Raw genomic sequence first — 8,893 nt, forward strand, 5'->3', positions numbered from 1 at the left:
CGAGCCGATATCCCCAGAAGCATCGAAATCCTCGTGCCGCCAGAGAACTTGCCGATCCTAAGCTGGCTCGGTATCAAACCGTCAAAATCACTGTGACGAGCCACTAGTCCGGCTTCGCCGGAATTCTCAGGATTTTCTCCAGGGCTTCAGGCTATGGATTTCCCACCGCCCTTGTCCAGCCTTGCATGCGGCGCCCTGCAGCCAGCTCTCGGTGGCTCCGTTGACGTAGCTGGCAAGGAAATCCCGGCACGTCTTGCCGTCCTCGCCCGAATAGGCCTGGGCCAGCGGCGTCACCGAGCCGCGCGCGCCGGTTTCAGGATTTTCCCAGGGCTGGCTGGAATCCTTGTCGCCCTTGGTCAGCACGTCGGAGGCGGCATTGCGGGCGAAGGCGAGGTCGCTGTCGGTCGGCATCACCGCATTGATCTGGGTCGGCCTGATCGAGCCCGTCACATCCTTGTCGTTCAGCTTGGCGAAGGCGTCGCTGCGCGACAGGCTGCAGCCGCTTGCGCCGACGCCGATCAGGATCAATGTCACCACCGCGCCTGCGGGGTGGATCGCCGATAGGCCAACGCGCCCCCATGCCCTATATAGGGCTAGTAACGCGCTTTCGGACGCGGGCGGATGCAAATCGGGACTCCTGACATGACCGACACGACCTCCATCAAACACCCGACACCGTTAACATCGGGTGATTTCACCGCGGCGGAGGAGCCGTTCGCCCTGTTCGCCGAATGGTTTGCGGAGGCGATCAAGTCCGAGCCGAACGATCCGAACGCGATGGCGCTTGCGACCGTCGATCCCGACGGCCTGCCCGACGTGCGGATGGTGCTGATGAAGGGCTTCGATGCCGACGGCTTCGTGTTCTACAGCCACATTGCGAGCGCCAAGGGCCGCGAATTGGCCGCAAATCCTAAGGCTGCTTTACTCTTCCACTGGAAATCGCTGCGCCGCCAGGTGCGCATCCGCGGGCCGGTCACGCCGGTGACCGATGCCGAGGCCGACGCCTATTTCGCCACCAGGCCGAAGCAGGCGCAGATCGGCGCTTGGGCCAGCAAGCAGTCGCAGCCGCTGGAGAGCCGCTTCGCATTCGAGCAGGCGATCGCCAAGACCGGTGCGAAATACGTCATCGGCGAGGTGCCGCGGCCGCCGGGCTGGAGCGGCTGGCGGATCACGCCGCAGCGCTTCGAGTTCTGGCACGACCGCCCGTACCGCCTGCACGACCGCATCGAATTCCGCCGCGACGGCGCCGGCAGCGCCTGGTCGAAGGTGCGGCTCTATCCCTGAAAGCTGCGACCGTCATGGCCGGGCGAAAGCGCGAAGCGCATCTTCGTGTAAGATGACCCGGCCAGCGACGTCTTGATCCCAAGTCATCCCAAGTCGTTCGAAGGCGTGGATGCCCGGCACGCCGCCGCGCATGACGAAAACGAAAGAAACCGTCGATGCCCCACCCATCCAATGCGCCGCGGCGCACGCTGCTTCTGACCGGCGCAAGCCGCGGCATCGGCCATGCCACCGCGATCCGGTTCTCGTCCGCCGGCTGGCGCGTCATCACCCTGTCGCGGCATGCGTTTCCCGAGGTCTGCCCCTGGGGCGCCGGGCCGGAAGACCATATCGAGGTCGACCTCGGCAGCCATGACGACACCGTTCGCGCGATCTCTGAGATCCGCAGGCGGCTCGATAACGATGAACTGCACGCGCTGGTCAACAACGCCGCGATCTCGCCGAAGGCTGCGGGCGGCGGCCGGCTCGGCACCATGGACACCGACATCGAGACTTGGACCCACGTTTTCCACGTCAACTTCTTCGCACCGATCATGATCGCGCGCGGGCTGATCGAGGAGTTGAAACACGCCAAGGGCGCGGTGGTGAACGTCACCTCGATCGCCGGCTCGCGCGTGCATCCGTTTGCCGGCGCGGCCTATGCGACGTCGAAGGCCGCGCTCGCGGCGCTGACGCGCGAGATGGCATCGGACTTCGGCCGCGTCGGCGTCCGCGTCAACGCGATCGCGCCGGGCGAGATCGATACCTCGATCCTATCGCCGGGCACCGAGAAGATCGTCGACCAGCAGATCCCGATGCATCGCCTCGGCACGCCGGACGAGGTCGCCAAGATCATCTACGTTCTCTGCACGGAGACCAGCTCTTACGTGAACGGTGCGGAGATCCACATCAACGGTGGTCAGCACGTCTGAGCTTGGGAAGAGCCGTATTTCGGGGAAGGAAGTTTTGAGGCGATCCCGGCCGCCGCCGCGGCCGTCATTGGGATTGCTTCACTTGCAGGCGTAACAACGCAAACGAGGCTTCTGCCTCCGAGGCTTCGGCCTCTAGTCTGCGTAGAACCGACGCGACTTCTTCTCGGGCTGCCGCAGCGCGACGTCGTTCAGCGCGCTGGAGCATTCGTCTTCGTCCTCGCCATCCAGCAACGCAGCGCCACAGTAACGGCAAAGTCTCGGCGAGATCGCCTGCACCTTGCCTGCTGCGCGGTCCTGTTGATAGCGCGCAAAGTCGATGACGTTACGCCGTGGCGTTATGATCTTCTCAACCATTGCTGTCCTCCGGCTTCGAGGTGGGCGTTATCGCAGACAAGTTTCGCCCAAACGTTCAGCGCAACGCTCAAATTTTAGCAGAGGAAATAAGGCAGGAAGCGCGTCCCAAAACGCGACGCGTGGAACCGGTCTACAGCCACTTCTTCCACTTGAAGATCCAGTACGGCACGACAGCCGCGATCAGCATCAGCACCAGTGCATACGGATAGCCGTGCGCCCATTCGAGTTCCGGCATCACCTTGAAATTCATGCCGTAGATCGAGGCGATCAGCGTCGGCGGCATCAAGACCACCGCCATCACCGAGAACAGCTTGATGATGTTGTTCTGTTCCAGATTGACCACGCCGAGCATGGCGTCGAGCACGAAGGTGATCTTGTTGGAGAGATAGGAGGCGTGGTCGGTCAGTGAGGCCACGTCACGCTGCATGGTCTTGAGCTGCTCGCGCATGTCCTTGGACCATTTCACGCCCTCGACCACCGCGGAGAGAAAGGTGACGAGGCGGCCGATCGAGACCAGGCTTTCGCGAACCTTCGAGGTCAGGTCGCCCTTGCGGCCGATCGCGATCAGAATCTGCGAATATTGCTTGGCGTGGCCGTGGCGCTCGCTCTCCGGCTCGAAGATGTCGTGGGACACCTGGTCGATATCGGCCCCGCAGCGCTCCAGAATGTCGGCGCAACGGTCGATCACCGCGTCCAGCAGTTCCATCAGCACCTGCTCCCCGGTGATGCTGGGGGAACAGGCGCGCGCCAGCTTGTTCTCGACCAGCGCGAACGGCTTCGGCAGGTCGTAGCGCACCGTCACCAGCCGATGACCGGTGAGGATGAAGGTCACCGCCGTGGTGCGCGGCATGTCGGTGTCGGACTGGCACATCAGCGTCGCGGTCATGTAGCGCGCGCTGTTCTCGATATAGAGGCGGCTGGAGATCTCGATCTCCTGCATGTCTTCCCGGGTCGGCACCGCGATCCCCGCGAGCTTCTCGACCGCCCGGTCCTCCTCAACGGTCGGATTCACCAGATCGACCCAGACCGCTCCCTCGGGCAGCGCGCCGAGGTCGGTCGCCGTGGCCTTCTTGAGCGAAAACTCGGACGGAACGAACACCGACAGCATCACGAACTCCACGAAACAGGGCTGGCAGGACCCGCCGACTTAGCGCGATTCTGGGGGGCGCTTCATGACCGGGGTATTAACCGGGCATCCATACTTGTGGCGGCCAGGCGGCAGCGACGTGACGCCGACTCGTCGACCGTTGCCTGTTTGCACAAAAACCAACCCGGCACCAGAACAGTTGCGGCAAAAAAGCCACAGACAGCGTCCCGCGATGCGGGAAAGGCATCTAGACTCTGGGAATAATGGCACGTTTCGGCAATAATGCCGCTAATGGAATCGTGGCGTTTGGGGCGTAATAGTGGCGCTTTCGGGCGCGGATTTTCGATTGGAATGTAATCATGTCGTCGCTCAAAGTTACCCTCGGGATCCTGGCCGCGGGCCTGATGTTGTCGGGCTGCATGCAGGCCACAACCTATGAGGCAACCAACACCGCGAACTTCAAGCCGCGTGACAAGGAACTCCTGGCCAAGACCACTTACGTCAAGACGCCGGTCGCTGAACCGTTCCGCCGCGCCATCGTCGAGTACCACCGCAAGGAAGCCCCCGGCTCGATCGTGGTCGATTCCGACAACCATTACCTCTATTACGTGCTGAACGACGGCAAGGCGATCCGCTACGGCATCACCGTCGGCGAGGAAGCCATGGCCTGGTCCGGCATCGCCAAGGTCGGTAGCATGACCGAATGGCCGGCCTGGCACCCGACCCCCGGCGAAATCTCGCGCCTCGGCGTCCCGACCTTCGTGGCCCCGGGCCCGGACAATCCGATGGGCTCGCGCGCGATGTATCTCTATTCGGGCGGCAAGGACACGCTGTTCCGCATCCACGGCACCAACCAGCCGGAATATATCGGCGCGTCGATCTCCTCGGGCTGCATCCGCATGACCAACGAGGACGTCATCGACCTCTACAACCGCGTCAAGCTCGGCACCATCGTCGTGGTGCTGGAGCCGAAGCACGGCGACTCGCCCTACAAGCCGCAGATGGCGCTGCAGGGCGGCGGCGGCACGACCTACTGATCCAATCGCAATCGCGATCAAAAGCGCCGGCTTTGCCGGCGCTTTTTTGTTGGCTGCGGTTTGGTCTCGGCGCTGCGGTCGGGCGCGGCCGCGTCATCTGATTTTGTGGCGTTCGGCTTGCCGGTGCCAGACTTGCCGGTGTCAGACTTGCCGTGGTCAGCTTTGGATGTGTCCGCTTTCGGCGCGTCGGATTTGGCAGCGACCTCGCGCGGCGGCGCCTCTTCGGGGCGCTCGGCCGGCAACAGCGGCGCGACCTGCGGCAGCGGGTCGTCCACGTTCCACTGGCAGATCCGGTAATTGTTGCGACGCTCGATCAGGTCGAGATGGATGTGGTCCTCGTGGTACCAGTCCGAGCCCGGACCGAGCACCGTGGAGAAGCGGGCACAGACCGAATGCAGCACGGTCTCGCGCAAGGTCCGCGGCACGCTGCGGTCGGTCAGCGAGATCGACTTGCCGTTGGCGAGACCGAGCGCGCGGACGTCGAGCGCATTGGCGCGGCCGTGCTCGGAGAGCTGCGCTCCGGCGACCCGATTGCGGCCGCGGCACTCGAACGAGTCGAAATTGTCGAGATTGCTGATCCCGCCCCCGAGGCTCTGCGCGAGCGGCGCGATATCGGTGCGGACCCAGTCGGCGACCGCAGCGGCCATCTTGCAGCGGAGGATCGCGGCGGGCTTGACCGCGACCTTGCGCTTGTCCGCTAGCACGATCGCCTCGAGCCGCACCAGATCCTCGCCGCCGCAGCCCCCGGCGCCGTGGATATCCGGAATGCTCGGGGCAATCGCGATCTCCTCGGTCAGCGCCTGCCGGCAGGCCGAAAGCTGCGGCGCGGCGGGCTCGGCCGGCTTGGCGGCATCAGCGGGCTTGGCCGTCTCGCTGGGCCTGGCCGCCTCGGCAGGCGCGGCCGGAGACTGCGTCCCGGCTGCGGGAGGTTCGGGCTCGGTTGCCGCCGGCGCGTGAGCTGCCGCCGGCGCCTCAGCCGGGCGTGGCTTCGGCAGCGGCACCGCTGAGCGGCGGGCTGCCTTATGCGGCCTTTGCGGCCGGGTGCCGAACAGATCGTCCCACGGAAAGCTGGGCGCGCGGCGGGCGGCCTCGGCGGGGCCTGCTTGCATGCCAAGGCAAAGCAGCACGGCGGCGGCGGTAACCATTGCCGCGCCCCCGCGACGAAACGCGCCAACAGGCCATTTTCGGCTTGCTTTCTCCGCGCTAAAGTTCATGTCAGTTCCATGATTTTACTGCCGGCCGTCCAAGATGCCGGCGGATCATGTGTGAGGATCGAGGAGGGATTCGCGTATGCTTGGTTTGATGCAAGATTGGCCCTTGCTGTGTCACAAGATTATTGAGCACGCCGCCAAATATCACGGCACACAGGAAGTCGTGACGCGGTCGGTCGAAGGCCCCATTCATCGCACCACCTACGCCCAGATCCACGCCCGCGCACTGAAGGTCTCGCAGAGCCTGGAACGCGACGGCATCAAGCTCGGCGATCGCGTCGCCACCATCGCCTGGAACACCTGGCGCCACCTCGAGGTCTGGTACGGCATCATGGGGATCGGCGCGATCTGCCATACGGTCAATCCGCGCCTGTTTCCGGAGCAGATCGCCTGGATCGTCAACCACGCCCAGGACCGTATCGTCATCACCGACCTCACCTTCGTTCCGGTGCTGGAGAAGATCGCAGGCCAGCTGCCGAGCGTCGAGCGCTACGTGGTGCTGACCGACAAGGCGCACATGCCGCAGACCACGCTGAAGAACGCGGTCGCCTATGAGGACTGGATCGCGGCATCCGACGGCAAGTTCGAGTGGAAGACCTTCGACGAGAACACCGCGGCGGCGATGTGCTACACCTCCGGCACGACGGGCGATCCCAAGGGTGTACTTTATTCGCACCGCTCCAACGTGTTGCACGCGCTGATGGCCAACTCGAAGGACGCGCTCGGCACCTCCGCGTCGGACACAATGCTTCCGGTGGTCCCCTTGTTCCATGCCAACAGCTGGGGCATCGCCTTCTCCGCGCCGTCGATGGGCACCAAGCTCGTGATGCCGGGCCCGAAGCTCGACGGCGCCTCGGTGTACGAGTTGCTGTCGACCGAGAAGGTCACGCACACCGCCGGCGTGCCGACGGTGTGGCTGATGCTGCTGCAATACATGGCCGCCAACAACGTCAAGCTGCCGGATCTGCAGATGGTGATCTGCGGCGGGTCGGCGATGCCACGCTCGATGATCCAGGCGTTCCTCGACATGGGCAGCCAGGTGCGCCACGCCTGGGGCATGACCGAGATGAGCCCGCTCGGCACGCTGGCGACGCTGAAGCCACCGTTTACCAAGCGCACCGGCGAGGAGCGGCTCGACATCCTGCAGACCCAGGGCTATCCGCCGTTCGGCGTCGAGATGAAGATCACCGACGATGCCGGCAAGGAGCTGCCGTGGGACGGCAAGACCTTCGGCCGTCTCAAGGTTTCGGGCCCGGCGATCGCCAAGGCCTATTTCCGGGTCGACAGCAACATCCTCGACGATGCCGGCTATTTCGACACCGGCGACGTCTCGACGATGGACGAGCACGGCTACATGCGGATCACCGACCGCTCCAAGGACGTGATCAAGTCCGGCGGCGAATGGATCTCCTCGATCGATCTCGAGAACCTCGCGGTCGGCCATCCGGCGGTCGCGGAAGCCGCCGTGATCGGTGTCCATCACCCCAAATGGGATGAGCGGCCGCTGCTGATCGTGCAACTCAAGCAGGGCCAGAGTGCCACGCGCGAGGACATCCTGAAGTTCATGGACGGCAAGATCGCCAAATGGTGGATGCCCGACGACGTCGCCTTCGTCGACGGCATTCCCCACACCGCGACCGGCAAGATCCTGAAGACGGCGCTGCGCGACCAATTCAAGGATTACACGTTCCCGACCGCCGCGGCGTGAAAACAAACGCTCGTCATGCCCGGGCTTGACCCGGGCATCCACGACTTCATCGTGCGGCAAGACATGGATGGCCGGGTCATAGGCGAGCGCAAGCGACGCCGTCCTTCGGACGGCTATGCCCGGCCATGACGATTCGGGGTAAAGCCCAAATCCCTTGAATTCGCCGCAGGTCCGTGGTCTCACACGACTGATCGCGGCGGCCGAGGTCGCCTGAGGACATCTCAACCGGCAGATTTTTCGACGATGGCGCGCAGGTTTTCCGCTCCCTACCAGCAGGAGCCCGTGTCCGGTCTCGCCACCTGGTCGCGCAACCTCGCCATCTTCTCCGTCGTCGCGGTGGTGGTCTCGATCCTGATCGTCCGCTTCGGGTTCCTGGAGGTCAAGCCGGCGCTGGCGACCTTCTTCGGCGCGCTGGGCCTGGCCGGCCTGTCGATCCTGCTCGGGCTGGCCGCCTTTGCCGCGATCTGGCAGAACGGCACCCGCGGCATGGGCCGGATCCTGCTCGCGCTGCTGATCGACGCGGCGATCCTCGCCTACCCGGCCTACCTCATCTATCAGTACCGCAAGCTGCCGCGGATTTACGACGTCACCACCGACGCGATCGACCCGCCGAAATTCGAGGCGCTGGCGCGGCTGCGCACCGGGGAAGGCACCAATCCTGCCGCCTATGCCGGCCTCTATTCGGCCGAGCGGCAGCGCGCGGCCTATCCCGATATCGAAACCGTCGAGCTCGAAACCCCGGTCGACCGCGCCTATGAGCTGACGCTGCGGCTGGTGAACCGCCGCAAATGGCTCGTCATCGACGCGCGCGCGCCGCAGCCGCCGCGCCGCATCGGCCGCATCGAGGCGGTAGCGCGGACGCCGATCATGGGATTCCGCGAGGACGTCTCGATCCGGGTCACGCCTGACGACGAGGACTCCCGCGTCGATATCCGCTCGGCGTCGCGCTATTTCGACACCGATCTCGGCAGCAACGCCGCCCGCGTCAAGAAGCTGATCGAAGACCTCAACAGCGCGGCCGAGAACGACAATGCCAAGCCGGCGAAGAAGGCGGCTCCTGTCGCGCCAAAGGCGCCGCCGGCGAAGACGGTGAAGAAGTGACACGGTAGCGTCATTCCGGGGCATCGCGCAGCGATGAACCCGGAATCTCGAGATTCCGGGTCTGGTGCTTGGCACCATCCCGGAATGACGAACTAGGACCGATCGACATTCAGGATTCCCAAGCGGTTTGATCGCTGATTCATAGAGTTCCGTGATTCGAGACACGGAGCAGATGGTGGCGGCGAAACGATATGAGCTGACGG

9 protein-coding genes are annotated in these 8,893 nt (G+C 64.4%); 5 read left to right on the top strand and 4 right to left on the bottom strand.

All coding sequences use genetic code 11. The features are described from left to right. Positions 1–126 precede the first annotated feature (126 nt). Entirely contained in the window at positions 127–534 is a 408-nt protein-coding gene (locus ACZBJS_RS41145) for an RT0821/Lpp0805 family surface protein (RefSeq protein ID WP_463440202.1), read from the bottom strand. 108 nt (positions 535–642) lie between these two features. On the opposite strand from ACZBJS_RS41145, the gene pdxH reads away from it, so the two are divergent. Continuing rightward, a complete protein-coding gene (gene pdxH / locus ACZBJS_RS41150; RefSeq protein WP_057015208.1) occupies positions 643–1,284 on the top strand; it encodes a pyridoxamine 5'-phosphate oxidase in 642 nt (213 codons plus the stop codon). A gap of 155 nt (positions 1,285–1,439) precedes the next feature. Further along, complete coding sequence (locus ACZBJS_RS41155; RefSeq protein ID WP_463440203.1) at positions 1,440–2,192, top strand: SDR family NAD(P)-dependent oxidoreductase; 753 nt, start codon at positions 1,440–1,442, stop codon at positions 2,190–2,192. A gap of 132 nt (positions 2,193–2,324) precedes the next feature. On the opposite strand, the gene ACZBJS_RS41160 is transcribed toward ACZBJS_RS41155, so the two are convergent. Then, a complete protein-coding gene (locus ACZBJS_RS41160; protein WP_063709281.1) occupies positions 2,325–2,546 on the bottom strand; it encodes a hypothetical protein in 222 nt (73 codons plus the stop codon). Between the two features lie 130 nt (positions 2,547–2,676). Next, positions 2,677–3,654, bottom strand: coding sequence for a magnesium transporter CorA family protein (locus ACZBJS_RS41165; RefSeq protein ID WP_168857199.1), 978 nt, complete (start codon positions 3,652–3,654; stop codon positions 2,677–2,679). Positions 3,655–3,992: 338 nt separating this feature from the next. On the opposite strand from ACZBJS_RS41165, the gene ACZBJS_RS41170 reads away from it, so the two are divergent. Beyond that, positions 3,993–4,670, top strand: a complete 678-nt coding sequence (locus tag ACZBJS_RS41170) for a L,D-transpeptidase (RefSeq protein ID WP_057015206.1) — start codon at positions 3,993–3,995, stop codon at positions 4,668–4,670. Between the two features lie 17 nt (positions 4,671–4,687). On the opposite strand, the gene ACZBJS_RS41175 is transcribed toward ACZBJS_RS41170, so the two are convergent. After that, positions 4,688–5,884 carry an extensin family protein gene (locus tag ACZBJS_RS41175; protein WP_463440204.1) on the bottom strand — a complete coding sequence of 399 codons (1,197 nt, stop codon included), beginning with the start codon at positions 5,882–5,884 and terminating at the stop codon, positions 4,688–4,690. A 76-nt stretch (positions 5,885–5,960) separates the two neighbouring features. Between ACZBJS_RS41175 and ACZBJS_RS41180 the strand changes: the two genes are divergently transcribed. Then, positions 5,961–7,589, top strand: a complete 1,629-nt coding sequence (locus ACZBJS_RS41180) for a fatty-acid--CoA ligase (protein WP_463440205.1) — start codon at positions 5,961–5,963, stop codon at positions 7,587–7,589. Between the two features lie 243 nt (positions 7,590–7,832). Further along, positions 7,833–8,690: a DUF1499 domain-containing protein gene (locus tag ACZBJS_RS41185; protein WP_057015203.1), complete on the top strand. Its 858-nt coding sequence runs from the start codon at positions 7,833–7,835 to the stop codon at positions 8,688–8,690. The last annotated feature ends 203 nt before the right edge of the window (positions 8,691–8,893 follow it).

The sequence above is a fragment of the Bradyrhizobium sp. KZN70725 genome, assembly GCF_055264925.1.

Coding starts and splice junctions, on each gene's coding strand:
- ACZBJS_RS41165 (WP_168857199.1), bottom strand. CDS start 3,654: ATGCTGTCGGTGTTCGTTCCGTCCGAGTTTTCGCTCAAGAAGGCCACG.
- ACZBJS_RS41155 (WP_463440203.1), top strand. CDS start 1,440: ATGCCCCACCCATCCAATGCGCCGCGGCGCACGCTGCTTCTGACCGGC.
- ACZBJS_RS41175 (WP_463440204.1), bottom strand. CDS start 5,884: ATGAACTTTAGCGCGGAGAAAGCAAGCCGAAAATGGCCTGTTGGCGCG.
- pdxH (WP_057015208.1), top strand. CDS start 643: ATGACCGACACGACCTCCATCAAACACCCGACACCGTTAACATCGGGT.
- ACZBJS_RS41180 (WP_463440205.1), top strand. CDS start 5,961: ATGCTTGGTTTGATGCAAGATTGGCCCTTGCTGTGTCACAAGATTATT.
- ACZBJS_RS41170 (WP_057015206.1), top strand. CDS start 3,993: ATGTCGTCGCTCAAAGTTACCCTCGGGATCCTGGCCGCGGGCCTGATG.
- ACZBJS_RS41185 (WP_057015203.1), top strand. CDS start 7,833: ATGGCGCGCAGGTTTTCCGCTCCCTACCAGCAGGAGCCCGTGTCCGGT.
- ACZBJS_RS41160 (WP_063709281.1), bottom strand. CDS start 2,546: ATGGTTGAGAAGATCATAACGCCACGGCGTAACGTCATCGACTTTGCG.